This window comes from Bacillus benzoevorans (genome assembly GCF_014207535.1).
GTDB classification, from domain to species: Bacteria; Bacillota; Bacilli; order Bacillales; family Cytobacillaceae; genus Bacillus_BD; species Bacillus_BD benzoevorans.
In genome coordinates this window covers 70,459-93,410 of the sequence record NZ_JACHGK010000002.1, presented here as the reverse complement: position 1 = coordinate 93,410, position 22,952 = coordinate 70,459, and the positions used below count along the sequence as shown (strand labels likewise).

General features: G+C 38.0%; 20 protein-coding genes. 17 read left to right on the top strand and 3 right to left on the bottom strand.

Features of this window, described 5'->3' with window-relative positions; genetic code table 11:
- Positions 1 to 95 precede the first annotated feature (95 nt).
- The 10 genes from HNR53_RS03720 to HNR53_RS03675 all read left to right on the top strand — a co-directional run bounded on the left by HNR53_RS03720 (position 96) and on the right by HNR53_RS03675 (position 12,648).
- Complete coding sequence (locus HNR53_RS03720) at positions 96 to 1,406, top strand: toprim domain-containing protein (protein ID WP_184522955.1); 1,311 nt, start codon at positions 96 to 98, stop codon at positions 1,404 to 1,406.
- Positions 1,382 to 2,800, top strand: a complete 1,419-nt coding sequence (locus HNR53_RS03715; RefSeq protein WP_184522953.1) for a hypothetical protein — start codon at positions 1,382 to 1,384, stop codon at positions 2,798 to 2,800. The genes HNR53_RS03720 and HNR53_RS03715 overlap by 25 nt, the downstream gene beginning before the upstream one ends.
- A complete protein-coding gene (locus HNR53_RS03710) occupies positions 2,760 to 3,455 on the top strand; it encodes a hypothetical protein (protein WP_184522951.1) in 696 nt (231 codons plus the stop codon). Before HNR53_RS03715 ends, HNR53_RS03710 begins: the two co-directional genes overlap by 41 nt.
- A complete protein-coding gene (locus HNR53_RS03705; protein ID WP_184522949.1) occupies positions 3,433 to 6,648 on the top strand; it encodes an AAA family ATPase in 3,216 nt (1,071 codons plus the stop codon). The genes HNR53_RS03710 and HNR53_RS03705 overlap by 23 nt, the downstream gene beginning before the upstream one ends.
- 341 nt (positions 6,649 to 6,989) lie before the next feature.
- Positions 6,990 to 8,483, top strand: a complete 1,494-nt coding sequence (locus HNR53_RS03700) for a YHS domain-containing protein (RefSeq protein ID WP_184522947.1) — start codon at positions 6,990 to 6,992, stop codon at positions 8,481 to 8,483.
- Between the two features lie 21 nt (positions 8,484 to 8,504).
- Positions 8,505 to 8,747 (top strand): toluene-4-monooxygenase system B family protein, encoded by a 243-nt coding sequence (locus tag HNR53_RS03695; RefSeq protein ID WP_184522945.1) that lies wholly within the window; start codon positions 8,505 to 8,507, stop codon positions 8,745 to 8,747.
- Between the two features lie 34 nt (positions 8,748 to 8,781).
- The gene (locus HNR53_RS03690) at positions 8,782 to 9,120 is read left to right on the top strand and encodes a Rieske 2Fe-2S domain-containing protein (RefSeq protein WP_221452211.1); all 339 of its coding nucleotides are present in this window, start codon (positions 8,782 to 8,784) and stop codon (positions 9,118 to 9,120) included.
- Positions 9,121 to 9,126: 6 nt separating this feature from the next.
- Positions 9,127 to 9,426 (top strand): MmoB/DmpM family protein, encoded by a 300-nt coding sequence (locus tag HNR53_RS03685; RefSeq protein WP_184522943.1) that lies wholly within the window; start codon positions 9,127 to 9,129, stop codon positions 9,424 to 9,426.
- 36 nt (positions 9,427 to 9,462) lie between these two features.
- Entirely contained in the window at positions 9,463 to 10,467 is a 1,005-nt protein-coding gene (locus HNR53_RS03680; protein ID WP_184522941.1) for a ferritin family protein, read from the top strand.
- A 282-nt stretch (positions 10,468 to 10,749) separates the two neighbouring features.
- Positions 10,750 to 12,648: a XylR N-terminal domain-containing protein gene (locus tag HNR53_RS03675; protein ID WP_184522939.1), complete on the top strand. Its 1,899-nt coding sequence runs from the start codon at positions 10,750 to 10,752 to the stop codon at positions 12,646 to 12,648.
- Between the two features lie 434 nt (positions 12,649 to 13,082).
- Here HNR53_RS03675 and HNR53_RS03670 read toward each other — a convergent pair whose 3' ends face one another.
- Positions 13,083 to 13,511, bottom strand: coding sequence for a hypothetical protein (locus HNR53_RS03670; RefSeq protein WP_184522937.1), 429 nt, complete (start codon positions 13,509 to 13,511; stop codon positions 13,083 to 13,085).
- Positions 13,512 to 13,811: 300 nt separating this feature from the next.
- On the opposite strand from HNR53_RS03670, the gene HNR53_RS23620 reads away from it, so the two are divergent.
- Positions 13,812 to 14,330 carry a TM2 domain-containing protein gene (locus tag HNR53_RS23620; protein WP_377802023.1) on the top strand — a complete coding sequence of 173 codons (519 nt, stop codon included), beginning with the start codon at positions 13,812 to 13,814 and terminating at the stop codon, positions 14,328 to 14,330.
- A 416-nt stretch (positions 14,331 to 14,746) separates the two neighbouring features.
- Here the strand turns inward: HNR53_RS23620 and HNR53_RS03660 are convergent, their stop codons facing one another.
- The gene (locus HNR53_RS03660; RefSeq protein WP_184522935.1) at positions 14,747 to 15,700 is read right to left on the bottom strand and encodes a zinc-binding dehydrogenase; all 954 of its coding nucleotides are present in this window, start codon (positions 15,698 to 15,700) and stop codon (positions 14,747 to 14,749) included.
- A 388-nt stretch (positions 15,701 to 16,088) separates the two neighbouring features.
- Between HNR53_RS03660 and HNR53_RS03655 the strand changes: the two genes are divergently transcribed.
- Positions 16,089 to 16,379 carry a hypothetical protein gene (locus HNR53_RS03655; RefSeq protein WP_184522933.1) on the top strand — a complete coding sequence of 97 codons (291 nt, stop codon included), beginning with the start codon at positions 16,089 to 16,091 and terminating at the stop codon, positions 16,377 to 16,379.
- A 137-nt stretch (positions 16,380 to 16,516) separates the two neighbouring features.
- Here HNR53_RS03655 and HNR53_RS03650 read toward each other — a convergent pair whose 3' ends face one another.
- Complete coding sequence (locus tag HNR53_RS03650) at positions 16,517 to 17,140, bottom strand: hypothetical protein (protein WP_184522931.1); 624 nt, start codon at positions 17,138 to 17,140, stop codon at positions 16,517 to 16,519.
- A gap of 565 nt (positions 17,141 to 17,705) precedes the next feature.
- On the opposite strand from HNR53_RS03650, the gene HNR53_RS03645 reads away from it, so the two are divergent.
- The 5 genes from HNR53_RS03645 to HNR53_RS03625 all read left to right on the top strand — a co-directional run bounded on the left by HNR53_RS03645 (position 17,706) and on the right by HNR53_RS03625 (position 22,755).
- On the top strand, positions 17,706 to 18,098 hold the full coding sequence (locus HNR53_RS03645; RefSeq protein ID WP_184522929.1) for a GrdX family protein: 393 nt from the start codon (positions 17,706 to 17,708) through the stop codon (positions 18,096 to 18,098).
- Positions 18,073 to 19,362, top strand: a complete 1,290-nt coding sequence (locus HNR53_RS03640) for a glycine/sarcosine/betaine reductase component B subunit (RefSeq protein WP_184522927.1) — start codon at positions 18,073 to 18,075, stop codon at positions 19,360 to 19,362. Before HNR53_RS03645 ends, HNR53_RS03640 begins: the two co-directional genes overlap by 26 nt.
- A 13-nt stretch (positions 19,363 to 19,375) precedes the next feature.
- Positions 19,376 to 20,680, top strand: coding sequence for a glycine/betaine/sarcosine/D-proline family reductase selenoprotein B (locus tag HNR53_RS03635; protein WP_184522925.1), 1,305 nt, complete (start codon positions 19,376 to 19,378; stop codon positions 20,678 to 20,680).
- Positions 20,681 to 20,876: 196 nt separating this feature from the next.
- Positions 20,877 to 22,286, top strand: coding sequence for an MFS transporter (locus HNR53_RS03630; RefSeq protein WP_184522923.1), 1,410 nt, complete (start codon positions 20,877 to 20,879; stop codon positions 22,284 to 22,286).
- 313 nt (positions 22,287 to 22,599) lie between these two features.
- Positions 22,600 to 22,755, top strand: coding sequence for a DUF3934 family protein (locus HNR53_RS03625; RefSeq protein ID WP_184522921.1), 156 nt, complete (start codon positions 22,600 to 22,602; stop codon positions 22,753 to 22,755).
- The last annotated feature ends 197 nt before the right edge of the window (positions 22,756 to 22,952 follow it).

Genomic DNA, 22,952 nt, shown 5'->3' with positions numbered 1-22,952 from the left:
GACATCATTGGTATCAATTCCCGAATGAATTCAATATATGTACCAAGGTTAGTACGTTATAATGAAAATATGAAAAGTTTCCAGGAGTGTATCCCATGCTGCCAGAAAAAGTACAACTTTATATAGCTGCATATTTCCTGCGTTCTCAAGAAGAGATTGATGATTATCAATTAAGGGACACGGGTGATGGTTTTTTTGAAATACCGATTGTCAAAAGGACAGCGAAACGCCGTCGAAAAACGAGAGAAATACTAATCAATTCAAGATGTAATATGGATTCTTCTGAATTGCAAAAAATAAGCAAAATCTTTTCCAGTCCAGGTGTGAGAAAGAATTGGTCAAGTGAAGAAGGAGATCCATTCATCGATTCCGGCGCTCTTATGAGAGTCATTAATTATGAAAATGATGAGAAAAGTGTAAAGGATATTTATTACGTAATGGCGCCGGCCTTATATGAATTTGTCAAGAAAATGGAAGAAGATGATCGGGAAGAGCTAGATAATGAGTTAAAAAGACTTAGAGCTCAATGTGATGAATTACAAAAAATACCCCTTGCAGAAAAAATTCCACTGGAACGAATAGGGTACATGTCAAAAATCATAGATTTGTTCCATGAATTAATCCCTAGTTCTCCTGAAAAGGATAAAATTCCGGCACATTGGCGTCAGAATAAGCGAATTCTTTTCCTCCATTTCATACTGGCTTTTTATCTGCAAATGAAAACAAATACGCAATTCGATTGGAAAGAAATTGGTGCAAACTATTATTCGGAAATTGGCGGGTCCAAAAAGTTTGATACTGCAAAAAAAGAGTTTCTCGACATTTTAGAAGGGCTGGATTTTCCACCCGTTTCAATTGCCGGACTGTTCAGTTTGGGAACGATTATTTCGATTCCGTTCAGCGGTCCTTTGACTGGTTCCATGAGTCAATTTCAGTATGGGACCGTTCATACTGTAACGGATCATGATGTATTTACAGATGTTTTTTCAACGAATGCTAGAAATCTCTGGCTGGTTGAAAACCGTGGTGTGATTACCCGATTTGCTTATGAAAAAGACTTTTTAAAAAACACAAACAGCCTGGTAATTGGCGTGGAAGGTCAATTAAAAAGTGCAGTGAAACGGCTCGTCAAAATGGTTTCTCAAAGTCCTTCCATTGAACAAATTTTAATTTGGACGGATTATGACGAGGCTGGAGTTACGATAGCTGATCACATTTACGAAGTTTTAATGGCAGAAAATGTTCAAGATCGAACATTCAAGTGGATTGTCCCGGAGCAGCCAAGGGTAGCCACCGATTCACAGAGTTACCATCAAATGCTAAAGGGTTATTTGTCTAATAGAAGTGGTGAACAAGAGGAGAAGATGGAAGGGGTGAATGAATGGCTGACATGGATGGAAAAATGATCTCGATTTTTAAAGAATCGACAACTTCAAGTGAACTTCATGAGGCGATGCGTGATATTGTCAAATTGGCAGGGGTTCTGAAGGAAATGAGTGACGAAGACTATTTCCAATCACCAGTCAAGTTGTTAAAAGTCCTTCGGTTATTGAACATTCTCCAAGAGGAAGCGTTGGGACTTTCCGAACAAGAAATGGAGAATGAAAAGTCCATTTATTATCGTTATCGTAACCTTTACGGCGAAGATGAGGACATGTCGCTGGATGATGTGAAACACCTGGTTTATGTTCTGGGAAAATACAATTGGATTATGAAGACTCCCTCCAGCATTAAAATGCGTTCGCTTGGAAAGCGGCTGTTGGACCTTCTTATTCGTCTCGCGAATGATTCACTTGCTTATTATCTGCATGACGATATTACTCGTTCCTTATTTCAGGCAAAAAGAGATGCCGAGTTAAGCGAAGCTTATGATGATAAAGGGATTTCCGGTGGCAATAAACTCGCCAGTATGATTCGCAATGTCGAGGAAGCAGTAAAATTATTAAAAGAGCGTGAACTGGAGTATTTAGCCAATCGCCATGCACTAACACAGGTTCAGTTGATTAATACGTTAATGGAAGAGCTGGAAGTGAAAATGAATGAGCGGATTCGGGCCTTTGAAACCTTCGAGGACAGTTTGCCGCTGACCAATTTGTTTCAACAGGGAATATACACGATATCAGAAGGCATTAAAATCAGTCTTGGTACGATTAATAAAATTGTTAAGTTCACCAATCTTCAACAGACGGAACAAACCCATACGATCCGTCCGGAACTTATTCGAAATTATATGATTAAAACCTTCCATAACCCTTATGATGAAGATCCGGATCCCCATCAAATTTTAAGTTTTATGGAACAGGACCAATATGAGGACGAAGCCATGGATGGCATGTGGATACCGGTCAAATTTGCCGCTCCATTAACGGCGGAAGATATATTGGATGGAATTGATTATATCGAAAACTATGAACCTGCCACGAATGAAATTGAAGAAATCCTTTTCATCGAGTACGGCGAACCGGAAGAATTAAGTGATGAAGAGATTGCTGGAAAAATGGAAGAAAGTCAGTGGAAAATGACAAAGGAACAAATTCCGACTGAGCATATTGAGCGGTATTTAGAAGAGTCCGGTGGACAAGCTCAGCTTCATTCTTTAGTTTTTGAGGTTGGAGAGGGGAAATGGGGAGATGCCCTTCAATCCTTATTAGGCGTTGCCGCCATGGTAAGTAATCAGCGAGCTGAGTTAGGCGAGGAAATAAAAAGCAATACAAAGATCACAACGGACACCGATTGGGAATGGATGGAGGGAGATTTACATGGAAGAAAAACAGTTCGAGCAAGAAAACCAAAACGTTAATCCTTTGGCTGCCCTTGCTTTATTGCCAAGCTTTTTAAGTAAGGCTGAAGAAGCGACCTTTATGAATGTTCTTTACTCCTCTTCTGCTAGAGTCCGGCGTGATAATTTTGGACTTTCGAGAAAAGAAGTGGAGAAACAGTTAGGCATTGAAAAAAATGATCATGAATTCGAGTCTTTCCTTGCTCGTGTCAATCAAGCTATCGGGCGTTATTTCCAGCTTATATATGATGAAACGAGAGATCAGGTGGTTGTCATGATGAGAACGACAGCTAGACGTGCAAGAGGAGTTCTCCCTAAAGAAGCGATGGCGATATTAATGTATATTTTTTATGAGCAGGAGGTTTTGCAGCATCCTTATACCTTATTTTCACAACTGCTGGAGGCATTTGGTCATGAATCGTTTCAGGCTAACCGTAAAATCCAATCAAATATCGATATTTTGATGAAAATCGGAGCAGTAGACCACTATTCCTCCGTATCTTCTGAGGAGGCTTATCGGCTAACAGCCATCGGTAAGCACATGTTTTCTGACTCTTTCTTGCGCCGATTTACAGAATTTAGCCAATCGACACAGTTAAATATGGATGATGTGTTGAAGTTTTACAAACGATACAATCTGGAAGGGAGATTGAATGATGATTCCTTGGAGGCTTAATATCGCCGGGGTCCGTGACTTTCCACCGCAATCGATTGATCTTTCCGGAGAAATGGAGCATATCGGGATTTTAGGACCGAATGGGAGCGGGAAATCGACGCTTTCTTTTTGTATGGGTGCTGTTCTACATTCTGGAAAAGTCGATATCAGCGGTTTACGTTCGGCCAATTTACCCGCTGAGCAAATGTGGAAAGCGAATATTTCATTATTATTTAAAAATGATGGTCTCCTGAAGGTTGATGCGCCAAAGTTTATTCAATTTGAACTGCAAATTGAACAAACCACTCCGCAGACGATCGCACGAGAATACACGATTTCCTCTGGTGATGATCAAGATGAATGGGAGGAGCAGACTAAGTTTAAATCTGGCGACAGGGTTCATGGTTTTTCTGCTTATAAAAAATTGCTCCAGACGAAATATCATATTGATCCGGATTACTATTACTTAATTTGGTATCAGAATGAAGTCAATCAGTTCTCCGAGATGGCACCAGAAGAAAGATTTCGCATTTTCAGTGAGATGCACGGAATTGATAAAATTCAAAAGAACTGGGAAGAAAGTCGAGAACTCGTGAAGGAAGCTGAAACCTCTTTAGAAGAGGCAAAATTCCAGCAGGAAAATCGAAAGTTCCAGCTTAATTTGCAAAAACAAAAATTAAATCAATACAATGATAATCAAAAAAGGCTACAAGAAGGTTTTCTTTTATATTATCAAGCACTTTCCGTGTTAATTTCAAAAACCCAAGATGAAATCGAGCGATGTATAGAGGATGAAGCACTTATTCAGGAAAAAATAGATGAGGTACAACAACAACTGGTAGAATATGACAGTAAGCAAACTGAACAAAAACAGGAATTAATAAAGTGTCAAAACGATAGAGGCAGCTTGGAACAACAAGTGTTAGAGTTGCAAAAGACCCTAAATCAATTACGGGATGAGCAACAGAAACTCAAAGGGTCCTATGAAAAATTAGAAAAAGAATTGGCTGAGATTCGGAATGAAATCAGCCGGATTCCGGATGAAACCACAGTCGAACGCGAGCTAGCCAATGGTCAAAAAGAAATGGAACGTCTGGATGTGCTAATACAAAAACAAGAGAGCAGGTTGGAGGAGATAAAAAACTCTATTCATCAAGCGAACATAGAAGTAACGGCCATTGTATATGCGATGAAACAGGATGAAACGAAAGAGATTAAGGTGAGACAGTTACTAGAGTTGTATAAAAGCAGCCATGCCATCGAGCAAAAAATCGAAAAGTTGGATGGAGCAGTCTCAAATGAAAAGGACCAGTTAAAGGAATTACAAAACCTTTTAGCAGAATACAAGCAAGAAGAAATGGAGTTAAAACAAAATGAGCTAAGCAGTCCGCGCCAGAAAAAGGCAAAGCAATATTTTTCTAGAGCGGGGATTGAGGCATTTACCTTAAGAGAACTAGTTAAACTCGATGATTCAGCTAAACTGTCGGATGAAAAAATATTTGATGCGATCAAATATACGATGTTTGTGAACAGCAGGAAGTTTACCCCGCCTAATGATTTGTATTTTGTATCGTTACCAATGGTTGTTCCGGATGGGTACATCACGAGCATAGAGGAATATCATCTTTCGATTCGAGATGATCTTTCTGAGCAGATCGTGCCATATGCCGTTAAGGCGTTATCCTGGGTTCATTCATTTTTCACTGAAAACAGTACAGTGAAAATAGAAAATGGAAGCTTATGGGATGAAAAAGGTTGGCGCGGTACACAGGAAGAACAGCGCTGCATTTTATCAGTTCAAGCTGTTCAGGAGCGGCTTTCTAAATTAACTGGATTGATTGGTGAAAGCGAAAAAAAGATTGAAAAAACAACCACGTCCATTCGAGAAAATGAAGAAATGGCAAGGAATTTAAGAAATATTGTTGGTGATGTGAAGGATGCGGAGGCTTTTCAAGCAAATGAAAAACACCGAGTTCTTCGTCAAACACGTTATGAAAGCCTGATGCGGCAAATTTCGGAGGACACTGCTGCTGAAAAAGAAGAAACTTTGTTATTAAACGACTTTAATACTAAGAGATCAGAAGTTAAAGCTAAATGGGACCTCTATCTTTCTTTTAAAAAGAAATGGGAGAAGTTTGCTGAAGAAAAGGAAAAGATTAATCAGCTATACCAACTGAAAGATCGGCTCGACAAATTGGAAAGACAAATTCAAGATACAAAAAACTTATTTGAAATTCGCTCAGAAGAATATGATCATTGTCAGGACCAATGCTCTTCACTACAAAAGTCGTTAAAGAATTTAAGTGAAAATATTCAGGATGGTTTTAAAGGGAAAAAAGATCTGGAGCGGCAATTAGGTCAAAAGACTGAAGATAAGGAAATACAACAAAATGCTTATTTTCTATACAATGAGGAAATAAACGACTTGGAAAAGATGGCTGAAGCAAAAGTGAAAGAAGAAAGAGAGAAAATGGCGGAACTTCCGAGCTGGAACATTTCGGAGGCACGTGAATTCAGAGAAAATGGGAAGGCCATGTTTACACATGCTGTGAACGAGAAAGATATCGATCATTATGCTCCTGAAAATTATCAAAAGATGAAAGAAGCCTACGATCAATTAACTCATGAGGTGAATGAATCGCAAAATCTGTTAACGCGGCATCAAGAGCGGATGGAACAACTTCGAAATGATTTGGATTCCACCATTAGCGGAAAGGTTTTACTGATTAATAAGCATTTTGTTACCTATATTGGTCAGTTTGGTTTCGATGGGGAAATTGATTGGGATATGCACGAAGATAAAAAAGGGACCACCCGCTATTATTTATATTTAAAAGCAAGAAAGTACGGACATCGAATGACGATGGAAGATGTGAGCGTCAAAGCTCGCGGTGGAAGACAGGGTGTTGGTTTATCCGGAGGAGAAAAATCACTAGTTTCGCTGCTTTACGCGCTTGCGCTGTTACAGACGATTCAAACCAATCCAAGTTTTATTGTCCTCGATGAATTTGATAGTGCTTTAGACGAGGGCAGAAAAGTAAAGGTTTTTGATTTGTATGTGAAAGAACTTGGCAGAAAAATGATTATTTTAACACCAAAATCACATGATAAGGATTATTTCAGTCGTTTTCATAAAGCTTATATTATTTACCATCGGCCGGATGTTTTAGAGAGCGGCATTATGAAAGTACGCCGCAAAGCAAATCATTTGTAATTAGAAAATGTTGCAATCCCGTCATATCGCGGCTAATATGGCGGGATGTTTTTTATTTGTTTGGCTGAAAGAAATGTTTCAAACGCCTTTCATCAATCTTAGCCCATCGAAAAATAATGTGCTTCTCTCAAACTATTAACCTGGAAATAATTAGGGAAACAGAAGAACCGACCCGTGTTTACCCACCAGGTTTCTTCGTTTTAGTTTATTAATTACTAAAAATTCTGAAAATTTAGATATATATTGACGTATATATTCATATTTTCATGTTTTATAATTTGTTTACACCTTCGAAATTGGAATTAAATGGAGGGTATGAAAAAGAGAAGGAGTGATTATCAATGGCACTATTAGCAAGGGAAGAGTGGTACGGCGTTGCACAGAAATTAAATTGGACTTTCTCTTATGTAAAGCATGAAGAAGTTTTTCCAAAGGCAATGACGGGTGAATCGAAAGTTCCTATGGAAGCGTGGGAAGACTGGGATGAGCCTTATAAAATGACCTATCGTGAATATGTCGAAACACAGCGTGATAAGGATGGGGGAGCATATGCTGTAAAAAGCGCATTGTCAAAGGCGAAGATTACGCAACAACTTGGTCCAGGATGGAATTCCATCTTAAAGGCTCACTATGGGGCGATTGCTGTGGCGGAGTATGCGGCATCCATTGCCGAAGCGAGAATGGCTCGTTTTGGTCTTGATAGTGCTTGGCGTAACACAGCTGTCTTTGGTTCGTTGGATGAGGTGCGGCACGGGCAGATCCAATTGTATTTTCCACACGAGTTGGTCAGAGATGATATCCAGTTCGATTGGGCTCATAAAGCGCTACATACGGAAGACTGGGCTTCCATTGCGATTCGGGCGTTATTTGACGATATGTTTTTGGCCACGAATGTCCTTGATACAGCCATTCAATTGCCGTATTCCTTTGAAACCGGTTTTACAAATCTGCAATTTCTAGGGATGGCTGCTGATGCAATGGATATCGGCGATTATAATTTTTCTAGTTTAATGTCCAGCATCCAGACGGATGAATCGAGGCATGCCCAAATTGGTGAGGCCACAATCCAAATTATGGCGAAATATGACAAAGAACAAGCTCAATTTTTAGTGGACAAAATGTTTTGGAAAGCGTGGAGAACCTTTGCCCTCTTAACCGGTTCCAGTATGGATTATTATACGCCATTGGAGCATCGAAAGTCGTCATTTAAGGAATTTATGGAGGAATGGATTATTGATCAGTTTATCCAGAGCATTGAAGCGGTTGGTTTGAAAAAGCCGTGGTATTGGGATCAATTTATCTATGAACTGGATCATACGGTACATGCCTTACACCTTGGTGTTTATTTCTGGCGCCCGACTGTTTGGTGGAATCCGCCTAGTGGAATGAGTTTGGAGGAGCGCCACTGGTTAGCAAGTAAATATCCGCAGTGGGAAGAAACATATGGCCAATATTGGGATGTGATTATTGATAATTACCAAAATGGACGCATGGAAAAAACATTGCCGCAGACATTGCCGGTCGTTTGTGCTTGTGATCAATTGCCAATTTGTGAAACCGATTACAAGACGGGTAAAGTAGCAGCCCGAGTTTTAACTTATAAAGGGAAAAAATATCATTTCTGTTCTGATGTTTGTCAGTGGATTTTCGAAAGCCAGCCGGAAAGGTTTGCTGGTCAGAAAACGATTGTTGATCGTTTTATAGAAGGAAGGATAAACCCGCCTACACTTGAAGGTGCATTAGCTTATATGGGGTTATCACCACATGATATGGGAAAAGACCCTGCAAATGGTGCTTGGGCCTTTGAACATGGAGTTAAAAATCCAGTAGGATAACAAATTGATGGAGGGATGGAAATGATACCATTAGCAGGTTTATTTGACGGAGATTTTGTTGTGCAGTTATTAGCCGTTGATGAAAAAGATACGATCGAGCAGCTAGCTGAAAAAATGGCGGAGCTTGCGGTAGGGTTAAGGATTAAAAAGCAGGATAAACCGTTGGAAGTGTTGTTTCAAGGTGAAATGCTCGCTAGGAATGCAAAGATAGAAGATGTCGGTCTTACGCCAATGGATTATGTCCTTGTTCGCTATGCTTTGTAATCGAAAGATGGGAGTTCAATAAAGGAGGGGTTTCATGGTGCTGGTGAAAGAAAGGGTATGTCATCGAGATGAGATTTGGGAAGGAGAAAAGTTTTTTGGCTATGTAAGCGGGAAACCCGTGGTTCTTGTCAATGTGGAAGAAGATATTAAAGCTTTTCAAGGCTGGTGCCCCCACCAGGACATATCGTTTGAAGATGCAGAGTTAGAGGGCTGTACTCTATCTTGTATGGCGCATGTTTGGACATTTGATATGCGGACGGGAAAGGGGATTAATCCGAAAAAAACACAATTACAAGAGTTTCCGGTTGAAATTGATAGAGAAGGAATGGTTTTTGTAACTTTGCTGGAAAAAGAAACAGATAAAGGAGAGTGACCGAAAATGGGAGAGCAGGAAACATCAGTAAAAGCAATTAAAGTAGGACCCGTTTTACGCGGTAATGAAATGGCAGATGTGATTATCCAAGCGATTGAAATAGATAATGCAGAGCGGAAAATTGAAATTAAAGATCGCGGTGGTTATGTCCGCGTAATGGTTGAAAATTATTGCGTCATAACAAAGCAAACGGTCGAAGAAGTTTTAGGACGAGAGTTCCGTATGCCTGGTGAATTTGAAGTAAACCTGGCTTCTTTTACAGGTAAGATTAACAACGGCACGGATAAAATTGAATTTTTTGTATAACAGTTATGAGGAAAATCAACTAGGGGGGAAGAATAGATGTCAATGCCAAAGTTAAGAACGTGGAGTGATTTATCCAAGTTTAAAAGAATTCCAAGCGAATATGAGACGGTTACTCACAATTTACACTATAATAAAAATTTGCGTTTTGAGATAGATCCGAATGATCCTGTGGTGGAGTGGTATCGAACCTATCGGGAGGGAAGTGTGATTCGCGCAGACAACATGGATGATTGGAATAAATTCCGCGATCCGCAGGGTATTGTATACCGTAAATACACCGAATTGCAGGACGAGCGCGAAACGTTTATTGATGTTTTATTTGAACAGAATGAGGAGCTGCGGGCGGATGATAAACTCAGCGACGAATGGCTTACTTTTCTTTTGCAAGCCTTTACCCCGCTGCGATTTGCCGGTCATGGATTGCAAATGACAGCTTCTTACGGTGCCATGATCGGTCCATCTAGTTATATCTCAAATTGTTTTCATTTCCAAGCAGCTGATGAAATGCGCCGTGTCCAAAGAATTTCTTATCGGGCGAAGGAGCTGCAGAAGAAATATCCGGAACAAGGTTTTGCAAAAGAGGAACGTTCCATATGGGAGCAAAACCCGATGTGGCAGCCATTGCGTGAAATAACGGAACGTTTATTGGTTGAATACGATTGGGGTAAATCTTTTATTGCCTTAAACATGGTATTAAAGCCGCTGCTTGATGAATTAATCCTAGTAAAATATGCCGAGCTATTTCGCTTAAATGATGATGATTTAATGGCAGAAATGCTCGAAAACCTGTATCTCGATTCAGTGAAAAGTAAAGAATGGTCGATCGCCCTGACGAAGTTAATCTTGGAATTACATCCAGATAATAGATTGGTAGTCGAGGAAACGATCCAGCAGTGGTATCCACTGGCTTTACGCGCTATTTCCGGATTAGCTCCTGCATTTGAGGTTCTACCTCCAAAACAGCTTCCATTTGGGCAAGTTCTGGAAGACGTCGTAGCAAAATACCGCTCCGTGTTGGCTGAAGTTCAATTAACAATTTAAAAGTGAATCAGGGAGTAGTTGTTCCGGCACATAGAGTGTGTAACCGTGTCAGTTACACACTTTAAGTGCCGGGTAGAACATTTCTTAATGGATTCCGAACGGAAGAGGGATATATATTTCTGTATAGTATATTTCCGAAACTGAAATAAATTTAGCATATTCATAGATGAAATTTGCATGATGAAGGATAGCATTATATTATCTTTTCATATAGTAGATTTATTAAAGATTAATTAGTCATCATATGGATGTATGAATAATTTTATTAAGGAGTGCTATCCTTTGCAAATATCACAATTAGATATCGAAAAAATTATTTCGATTTTTCAAAATAATAGAAAAACTGAAGAAAATGCTAAACGTTTTGTCAGTATTCCCAGAACAGCAATGGGCACCCTCAGGCAGGACCTGATCAATACTTTAGGTGTCGACCGCACAAAGGGCTTTCTCATGCGGTATGGATGGAACTGTGGTGCCAGCGATGCGAATGAGGTTAAACAAAAGAAATGGAATTCACCGAGGGATTTAGTGCTTGAAGGGACCCGGATGTGCACAATGAGGGGATATGGGTTAATCGAACCATTAAATGTTTCTTTAGATTTAAGAAATAGTGAAGGAATCTGCAAGAATTCTTATGAAGCGGAAGAACATATTAAATATTTTGGCTATAGTGATTCCTTTGTTTGTCATACACTAATGGGCTATGCGAGCGGATATTTATCAGCCATCACTGGAGAAAAGATTATTGCCAGGGAAGTTCAATGCTCGGGAATCGGTGATGAACATTGTTATTGGGTAGCAAAACCTGTAGAAGAATGGGGAGAAGGAATCCAAGAATATTTGGCCTATTTTGAAGAAGAAAATTTGGCACAGGAGCTCGACCAAGCATATCAAAATCTAAAAACCAAATTAGATATTTTTAATAAAGGATATCATGTTCAACAGCAATTAATGCAAACCGTATTGTGGGAAGAAGACTTGCATTCTATTGCGCAAACAGTGTTCGATTCAACACAAGTTCCAGTTTTAATTGAGGATACCCATTTCAAACCAATCGCTTTTGCCGGTATAAATCTAGAGACAGCGCAAATGTGCAGCCGGTCATTGCATGAGTGGTTTCTTGAACGAGAGGAGCAAGGTTTACAACCTTTAAAATGGTCAAATCCTATGGAAGAGCTCCCAATTACTAATCATTGTCGGAGATTAATTTCACCAATCAGGGTTCGTCAAAGCATTGTCGGCTATGCTTCTTTTATTTCAGAAGGCACTCCTTTTGAAGAAAGTGATTACTTTATTCTTGGACAAACTTCATTGGCCTCATCCCTTCATTTTTTAAATGAACGTGTTCGTTTAGATGCTGAGCTAAGAACACGAGGGGACTTTTTAGAAGAAATCTTGAGTCAAAAAATATCTCTCCAGGAAATCTTAAATCGGGCTCAGTATATAGAATTTAATTTACAAGGTTCCTATTCCATTCTTACCATGGATAAACAAGAGATTCATGGTGATGAAGAAGAGAGGTATAAACTAACTGATGAATTAGTGAAGTCCTTGTCCGCCTTTTTTAAAGAGCGTGAAATCAATGTTTTGATTGGAAAGAAGCTTGGTTGTGTCGTCATATTGCTTGCGGATACAAAGATCGTGGGGAAAAATGAAAAGATAAACCGGCTTTGCCAGGAAATTATTGACTACTGCCGTTATCTGAATTCTAAATATTATTATAAATTGGGAGTCAGTTCTGAATCCACATCGATTTTGGAGGCCTCAGATTTATATGAGGAAAGTCTTGCAGCATTAAAGGTAGCGAATGAACAGAAGAATATTATTTCCTTTTGTTCTCTTGGGATTGTTGGGATCCTTTTCCAATCGAAGAATAAAAAAGGGATTCGGAAGTTTTCAAACAAGCTTTTAGGAAAGTTGTTGGAAGAAGATCAGGACCGCAATATGGAATTAACGACAACTCTTTATCATTATTTGAATAATGGCTGTAATGCACAAAAAACAGCCAAAGCGACCAATTTTTCCATTACCGGGATGAGATACCGATTAAGAAGAATTAGTGAACTGCTGGATGTTGATTTTAATGAGCCTGGAATGAGCTATCAGCTTTACTTGGCGATACAATCATTGATCGTTTTAGGTGATTTGGACATCCAACAGATTGAGAAGTGGACGCAATAAAAAAATAATGTAAAGTAAAATGACGAATGATGATAAACTGTTTTCTGATGGAGAATGGCTAATACTTGCAAGTCCTCGTTCGTTCAGATGAATACATACTTGAACAAGTTTACATCTAAATTATCTTTTCATCAGCTGCTCAAATTGATGGGCAGCTGCTTTTGCTTCTTTTGATATATTTATTATTTAGGCTATGTTAAACTCTGTTAAACTTGGTTGTTGATTTCCGTTCCAGGCACGCACGGTTCCGCGGGCGACCGCCGAGCCTCCTCGCCACTTCGTGCCTGCGGGGTCTCGTCTGTCTCGCTTCTCCCGCGGGAGTCTTCGTGCCTTCCACTCCAATCAACAAAGGACATAAAAATCAACATTGACCTTTAACACAGCCATTATTTATTAAAGGAAAACAAACTAGATCAGTCAGCATGTCTTTCTTTCTAGTAGCTCTTTAGTAGAGTTTTATCTATTTCACGGACTTTATCATAGGAATTTAAAAGTTGTTGGGGTACCAAAGATCTCCCATATTCCCAAGCATTCGTTTCTATTTTAGATTTAAGCTTTTCTTTTTCGTCTTTGTCACCATACAGTAGAGTCCTTAAATCATGTTTGTTTTTCTTAAAATCTAGATAATATCCAATTTCATGATAAAGAATAATCTTGACATAGTCTTCAATTGTCTCTTTCGTGTTAACTTTCATGATACTAATATAACTATTAACTTTAAGATAATTAAATTTTATCGTGTTTGTAGATACGTTATAGCTCATAGGTGCAGTGAGATCATTGTTAAATTCATAATGAATCTTTAAATTATGTTCATTTAATGTAGCTTCAATTATCTTCTCAATATCCCAAATATAAAGCATTTTCCTATCACTCTCTTCTAAATGACTGACCTCATAAAGTATTTTCTTAAGTCATCTTTGTATAATAAATATCATAATCTCTTCCTGTTTTTTGTCAATTTTATTCATCAGCACCGTTTTAAAAAAAATTAGATTTATTCATCTATAATAGTTGTATTTTATCCGTATGGAGCTAATAGATTTAAGATTTGACATTCTATAAAAATCAATGAAATTTCTATTTGTATAAGTTATAATTATTTTATAAAGGTAATTATTGGTATTAATTTCAGAAATATATATTATAGGAGGGGAGATTTTATGTCAACGTGTTATGTTCATCATGATGTTGATGCAGTTGGAACGTGTGTGGGTTGTGGTAAATTTATTTGTGAAAATTGTAATACTGAAATTAAAGGTAAAAATTACTGTAAGAGCTGCATAGATGAGTTATTTGAGGAAAATAAAAAGAAAATTGAAAAACTAGAGGATCATGTAAAAGTAAATCAGCCAATGGTATTTATGAATGCTGGAGGAGGCGGTGGAGCATCAAGTTCTTCATCTTCTTCATCCTCATCTTCTTCTAATAATGGTGGAATGCTTGGAGCACATTATACAAAAAGTAAAGTAGTTGCTGGATTGCTGGGGATTCTTTTAGGTGGTATAGGGGCCCACAAGTTTTATTTGGGGAGATGGGGCTGGGGCATCATTTATTTATTATTTTGTTGGACTTATATCCCGTTGGTTCTCGGTTTAATAGAAGGAATTTTATATCTTGTCTCTAATGATGATGACTTTGCTAGGAAGTATGACAAGGGTTATCGAAGAATGGCTGGGTAAATTAGAGACCTAGTTATCTATGAAATATTCGCAAGATTTTGTAAGTTAAATCCTTGTTTATATAAAATGGCAATCTGCCTATCTAGAGTGTAAGATAATCATTGTAGTACATATCCAAAAGTATAATTAGACTCATCTCCAGCTAATTATTGCTTCATTTATCTGTTTAAAATATCTTATATCTTGTTCAATGGTTTAAACCTGATCTTATATCCCTCTATATCAATGTTGATATAGAGGGATATTTTTTCATTGGCTTAACGGTAAGAATCGTTTCAAACTGCTATTTGTCTAAATAAAAGAAGCATGGGGGCCTGAATCACTTTCATTAATCTAGACCCATCGAGGGATAGAGTCCTATCCTCTATCATTAGCCTGGAAATAATTAGGAAAACGGGAGAACCATCTCCATGTTTTTATTCAAATACAGCTACTAGGCGGCCTTTTACTTCGTGGTTCTTAAGTTTTTCCAATCCTTTATCTATTTCTTCGAACGGTATTGTTGTCAATTGCGGGCTCATCTTTCCGGTAGCAAAACACTCATATACGCCTTCGAGGTCCTCAATCGTTCCTCCATTGCTTCCAAGTACCTTTAGTTCCTTGGTAATCATCAGATAGGTATTGATTGTGGACTCTAGTTTACCCATTCCAACAATAACAACCGTTCCTTGAGGTTTTACAGCGTCCAAGGCGTCGGCAGTAGTTTGTCCAAAACCGGCAAAGTCAACAATCACATCACACTCTGCTTCTTTCATATCAAGAACATTATTATAAACCTTTGTACATCCTAATTCTTCTCCGAGCTTCACGGCATCAGGCGAGACATCTGAAGCATATACTTCACATCCCTTGATCATTGCCATCTGTACTGCAAACTGACCAAGCCCTCCGATTCCAATAATACCAACTTTCATACCGGGTTTAGCTCCTCCAATAGCAAAAAGCGCATGATAAGCAGTGAGTCCGGCATCTGTTGATGCGGCACCTTCTACAAAAGATACTCCGTCCGGAATTTTTACACACTGTTTCGCTGGAACCCGTACTTTGTTGGCATACCCTCCATCATAGTTGTATCCCTCAGCTTCGCGTGTCTCCCGATCAAGAGGATTTACCCCGACACGGTCACCTACTTTTAAATCCACAACACCTTCTCCTACTTCGGAGATGACACCGGCACATTCATGCCCCATGATAACAGGTCCATTTGGAAATAATGGCATCCAACCCGGGTCCTGTAGTGCCGCAACGTCCGAATGGCAGAGACCAGTAGCCTTGACGTCAATAACTACGTGGTTTGGAATGGCGTGAGGGTCTTCTTTTTCGATCAATTTCAGTGGTATATCTGTTTTTGTAAATAACCAGCCTTTCATACTAAACCCCTCCTAAAGGTTATGAATACAATTTCATTATATACATTTTTAGGTAATGAATGTATAGTAAAATAATTATTTTCTCTAATTTTGAAAATCTCATAATTGTTAGATTGTTGATAAGTGCAGCCACTTATCGAAATGGCTGATTTCACTGATATTATAGAAGGAAAAAACATGGAGTTCTATCTCTCGAACTATTAGTTGGGAAATAACTAGTACAAAATGAGAACCGTGTTCCGTATTTCAGTTAAAAGCGATTAATATTTATCTGAAAAACATATATTCACATTTTTTACACAGACTTTGTTCAGTAGCAAACACATAATTATCTTGTAATAATTAATTCATTGTACATAGAGCTATTCCAACAAAAGGCGAAAAAACGATGTGCATGTATGGGTATGAATATGAATACGGGCAAAGTCATGTTAATATCGGTTTTAACTCAGAAACAACAATGGTAAGAAAAGTAACGAAAAAAAATCCAGATACGTCCATTTACGGGATCGTTCCCGGTACAGAGTTAAAGGAAGTTTATAAAATCATCGACTCCCATGGGTTTTCAAAATCTGAAAGCTCAAAGTATGTCTTTTATAAAGAAAACATAAGATTAACCTTGATTTCTATGAAAGGCACTCTTGCTGACGGTGTTACGATAGAAATCAATCCTGAATAGGGAATGGGCGATCACAACAAAACGGTTTGACACATACGTCAAACCGTTTTTACTATTATCGGATATTTTCTATGAAATAGCATCTTAAAGGAAAGGTGGATTTCGATTAAAAAATCCTTTTCTATTATCCACTCGTTTTATGATAGATTTTGTAATTCGTTTTCAAGTTGTTTAATTTCCTCATTTAAACTTGTCATTTCTTCCGTCAGTTTTTTCTTCATTTCATCATGATCTAGGTTCTTCGCAAATTCGTCCAATTTCGCATCGATATTTTTTTTCTTAGCTAAAATTTCTTCCTTGATTTGCAGTTTTCTTTTTTCTACATCCATATTATTTTTTTTATTTTGCAGTTCTTCAATTTTTTGTTGGTAATGTTCAATGTGTTTATCAATTGATTCTTCGGTTAAGGCTTTAGGTTCTGAGAAAAATGGCTCATTCAATAATGAGAATTGACTTTTACCGAAAAATGGAGTGGTTTCTTGGAAAAATTGTTCGATCCCCTGATGGAATTTCTTAAATTCAGATTCTATATTTGGTATCAATTGGTTTTGCGCTGCGAATTCATTCCATATTTGCTCAAATGCGGCTTGATCGTTATTTTTGGCTGCTTCTTCTAATTTTTTGCGAAAGTCATCAAAGGTTTTGTCATCGATGGCATTGGTCGAAAAACGATAAACTGCGCCATTTGGGGCTTTCAGCTCCAATTCTTTTTGACCATTCAACATGGATTTGAAGAAATCTTTATTAAAAAATGGAAACATAGTGAAAAACCTCCTAAATATGTTTTTAAACATTTTTCATTAAATGTTTGACTTTGACTATCTTTGACCTTTTACAATTTTATTTTACAACTTTACGTGAAAAAGTCAAGAATTTATTTGACCTATTTTGACTAATTGATTAAATCCTTCTAATGTGGAAGACAATAAGCAGTGGAGTAGAGGCTGTCCAATTGGAGGTTCTATTGATATTTATTTTTAAAATATTATCGGTCTTATTAGTTATTGCTCTATTTTGTTAATGAAAATTTTGTGAAAATAATATTAATAATATTGTAATATAAAAGGCGTCATGTTACTCTTCTGTTGTACAACAATGGCGCGACACTGACAGATTTAGTTTTTATATTTATTCTGTTACGAAATTTTTCATTTGTTTGTGAAAAAATCAACGAAAAATGGAGGTGAACAGTTTAGTAAAAAAACTAATTCATTTTGTTTTAATTAATCAGAGCTTTATCTCCCTGCATTTCAATTAACTATGTGTTTTTATGTGAGATATTGAGCATAACGCTGTTTTGAAAGTACAAAAGGGATGTGAGTAAGGATGATTGTAACAAATAATCAACAAGTTGCTGAAAATTACGAAGGGGCTATCTATATAAACGGAGATATGAATGAATTGTACAAAAAAGTACGTGATTTTGTATATCTCGGCCATAAATTACATACTCACCCCCTTTCCGCAAGTATTGGAATGCTTCATTCACCGGTTAAAACGGTTATTCTTTCAGACGAAAAACATTTTGACCAGAACTCAATGAAGATCATCAGCGAAAGTATTCAAAAATACAATGTACTGATTGGAAAAAGGCAGCCGATTATTGCCTGTCAATCTGACTATGAATTTCTAGACCTTGAATTAACGAATACAGCATTAGAAGAATTAAAGAAATTTAGAAGGGGTGAGTATATTGAGACTCGAAATCCAAAAAGTTAAAATTGATACTATCGAATTTGGCAATGAAACAAATGTAAGCGGTTCACAGCTAACAATTAATAAAGCTGCCCTTATTGAAAAATTAAAACAATTACCAAACATCAAAGACATCAAAATCGATCTGGCGATGCCTGGTGAGAAAAAACGTATTATTCCAGTAAAAGATGTCATCCAACCCCGCGTTAAAGTCGAAGGTGCTGGAAAGGGCTTCCCTGGTGTTACCAGCGGCATCGCTCAAATGGGCGACGGTGTAGTGAAAGCTTTAGATGGGGTTGCTCTCGTGACAATTGGAGATATTGTTGGTTTCCAAGAAGGAATCATCGATATGTGGGGAGAAGGCGCTAAGTGGACTCCTTTCTCAAAGACCAAAAATATCGTTGTCGACATTACCCCAGTTACTGGTTTACACCCGCATGAACATGAAGAAACAGTTCGTATTGCAGGACTAACTGCAGCAGAAATGATTGGAGAAGCTGCCAGAGATGCAGTAAGTTCCGAATCAGAAGTATTTGAACTGGGAACCATTTCAGAAGAAACAAAAAAATACCCTGATTTACCTAAAGTGGCTTATGTTGAAATGTTAATTTCTCAGGGATTACTGCATGATGGATATATTTATGGTGTCAATTCCGGACAAATCCTGCCAACATACTTACATCCAAATGAAGAGTTAGATCATGCTGTTATCTCCGGTAACTGTGTTGCTGCATGCGATAAAATTACCACTTACCAGCATCAAAATAATGCAGTTATTAAGGAATTATATAAACTTCATGGAAAAGAAATTAACTTTATCGGTATTGTATTGCAGCCGGAGTTAACAACAATGGATGGTAAATTAATCGCTACCGATTATACAGCTAAACTTTGTAAACAACTTGGAGCTGATGGGGTTATTATTTCTGAAGAAGGATACGGAAATCCTGACTCTGACCTGGTCATGATTTGTGAAAGACTTGAAAAAGCCGGTGTAAAAACAGTTCTGATTACAGATGAATGTTCAGGCTGGGACGGTACAAGCCAACCGCTTACAGATGCAAAACCAGAAGCTGTTGCAGTTGTGTCTGCAGGAAACGTCAGCCACGTTGTTGAACTTGAAAAAGCCGATGTGATTTTAGGAACCCCGCATGCTATTGCTAATATTGCCGGCGGCTGGGATGGTGCTTATGATGAAGCAACAGGCACGATGAAATGCGAATTAAACGCAATCATTGGTGCAACTTCTGAAATTGGAACACACAACGCTACAGTAAAACTATACTAGGAGGTTGAAAGAAATGAGTAAAAAAGTATTATACTACTTAAACCAATTTTTCAGCCAAATCGGCGGTGAAGACCAAGCGGGAATAGCTCCTCAATTTAAAGAAGAACCTGTTGGCCCGGCAACTGTTTTTGCTGCGGGTATCAAAGAACATGGAAAATATGCTGGGACCATGATCTGCGGGGATAACTTCTTCAATGAACACAATGAGGAAGCTCTTCAGTTTTTAGAAATGATGTATCATGATCTTCACCCTGATTTAGTAATCGCAGGACCTGCCTTCAATGCCGGACGTTACGGAATGGCTTGTGCGGGTGTTGCAGAATTTTTCAATAAAAAAGGTGTTCCAGTTATTTCAGGAATGTATGAAGAAAATCCAGGACTTGAAACAACTCGCCGAAACGCATATGTTTTTCCAACTTCTGACTCTGCAGCCGGAATGCGTAAAGCTCTTCCTGCCATGATCGGACTGGCAAAAAAAGTTTTGACTGAGCAAAAAGTCGATCCTAATGAAGACGGCTATTTCACACAAGGTAAACGTCTGACAGAAATGACTGAAGATATCGGTGCAAAACGTGCTGTAGATATGCTATTGAAACGCCTTAAAAATGAAGAATTTGAAACTGAATTACCAATGCCTGAATTCGATAAAGTTGACCCTGCTCCGGCAATTGCAAATTTGTCGAAAGCAACGATCGCTTTAGTGACTACTGGCGGAATTGTTCCGAAAGGAAACCCTGATCACTTGCAATCAGCATCTGCGCAAAAATGGGTTAAATACGATGTTTCTAAACTTGATAGATTAGGTGAAGATTATTACACTGTCCACGGTGGGTATGACCCAGTTTACGCAAATGAATTCCCTGACCGTGTAGCTCCGCTGGATCAACTTCGTCAATTCGAAAAAACCGGCTATATTGGCAAAGTTCATGAATTCTTCTATTCTACAACGGGTACAGGTACTGCTGTAGGAAATTCAGAAAAATTCGGTCGTGAAATTGGAAAAGAATTGAAAGCTGCTGGTGTGGACGCCGTTATCCTAACTTCCACCTGAGGTACTTGTACTCGTTGCGGTGCAACGTTAGTAAAAGAAATTGAACGTTATGGTATTCCTATTGTCCATATGGCTACTATCACTACCATCTCACAATCTGTTGGTGCAAACCGTATTGTTCCAACTGTTGCTATTCCTTACCCTGTGGGGAACCCAGCATTAGAAGAAGAAAAAGAAAATGAATTGCGTCATACATTAGTTAAACATGCATTAGATATTTTAGCAAAAGAAGTGACAGAACCACCATTAATCTATTCAAAAAATTAATTCATTACTCAACTTTCGCAACAATAAAGTGAAGTTTCCAGCAGTGGGGGTTTCTTCATCCCCCACTGATTCCTTACTTTAACTCTCGTTATCTATTTGATCGTTTATGACAAATTCTCTGCCATATTTGTCGTGCCCGTATTTCATTTGAAATAGTTAATTCAATGGATAGTTTACCAAAAATGGGAGGTATACCATGGAAACAAACTATAAAGGCAATAACAAAATGTTAACAGGGATTGTATTTGGAGTTCTTACTTATTGGCTCTTCTCACAAGCACTCATTAATGTTGTACCTGAAGTTCAAAAGGATATGGGAATTTCATTAGGACTCTTGAATACAGCCATTAGTTTAACCGGATTATTTTCAGGCTTATTTATTGTGGCAGCAGGGGGAATTTCTGACCGAATTGGGCGAAAGAAAATTGCAACTGCTGGCTTAGTATTAAATATTATTGGTTCACTTTGTCTTATCCTTGCACAAGGGACAGTTCTCCTCATTATTGGACGTGTCATTCAAGGTTTTTCAGCAGCTTGTATCATGCCTGCGACGCTTGCTTTGGTGAAAGCTTATTATGAAGCTGCTGACAGGCAAAGAGCGTTAAGTTACTGGTCTTTTGGTTCTTGGGGCGGCGCCGGTATTTGTTCGTTTGCCGGAGGGGCAATTGCTACATATTTGGGATGGCGTTATATCTTTGTTTTTTCAATCGCTTTCAGTTTAATGTCTATGTTTTTAATTAAAGATGTACCGGAGAATAAAGGAGAACAAAATGGTTCATCAAAATTTGATTATGCCGGATTTGTTGTCTTTATCCTCGTGATGGTTGCTTTAAATATTGTCATTACACGCGGCGGGGACTTCGGTTGGAAAAGTCCTACTTCGTTAGCGCTAATGGCCTTTACTGTCGTTGGCGGTGGACTATTTCTAAAGATTGTAAAAGGGAAAGCAAACGGATTTATCGATATTTCTTTATTTAAAAATAATTATTTTACCGGAGCGACTGTATCAAACTTTTTACTAAATGCTGTAGCTGGTGCCCTTATTGTGGCAAATACGTATGTCCAAGTAGCAAGAGGCTACACTTCTTTCCAATCCGGGTTATTATCTCTTGGTAATTTAATTTTTACATTAGCCATGATTCGTGTTGGTGAAAAATTATTACAAAAACACGGTCCAAGAAAACCGATTATCATAGCTTGTATTTTAGTAATGTCTGGAATCATGCTCATGACTTTAACATTCTTGCCAAATACATTGTATACCATCCTTGTTGTGATTGGATTTACATTATTCGGCATTGGGCTTGGACTTTATGCCACACCATCTACCGATACAGCAATTGATAATGTTCCGGCAGAGAAGGCCGGAGAGGCAGCAGGTATTTATAAAATGTCCAGTACACTTGGCGGCTCATTCGGCTTTGCTATATCTGTTGCTGTTTATAGTGTAGTTGATGGTATTGGAAGCTTGGAAATAGCTGCAAGTGCAGGGCTGGTAACAAATATTATTTTTGCTGCACTAGCCTTAATGGCTGTAGTCGTTACAATTCCCAGCGGGCCTGTTAATAAATCTAATGTCACAAAATTTAGGAAAAAGGCTATTTAAACGAAGAGGCTTACTTTAAAATTAATACTCTCTTAATTATATTTTGAAAGGTAACAACCATTGATCTTTCTAATTTAACCAAGCATAAACATTTTTATTAATTGAAGTAATATCCTTTTTTAGAGATAATAAAATGACGAAATTGAGCAGAGTATTACAAATTTAACCTTCTGATTCCTAAAATTCAGGAGGTTAGTTTTTTGTAAAGAAGAAAAACATTCAATAAAAGCAAGTAATGATAAGGAAATAAGAGTAAAATGAATAAATGGCAAATACTTAAACATACTAGGATAATGATAATGGAGTTGATTCTATGAGTAAAGCGAAAGGCAAGGGAGGAACGGGAAGAGGAACAGGTAAGAAAGGTTGGAACCGCTGGCAAACAAGTGCAAACAAAGCAAAAAGTGCTAAACCATATAAAAGTAAAGGCGTTAAAAGTCATGACAGTGCAAATACCAACAATGACTGATGCCACTTTATTAAACAGAAGGGCGCCATATCCGAAGATAAAGGATTGGCGCTCGTTTTGTATTTTAAGGCCCTTTTGAGGAATAAGAGATATAATTACATCGCTGTACTCGTAGACAATTAATAATGGAGAAATCCCATCTTATGTTTAGTTTTATTAATAAAGCAAATTATTAACCTTACTATTATTGGTACATG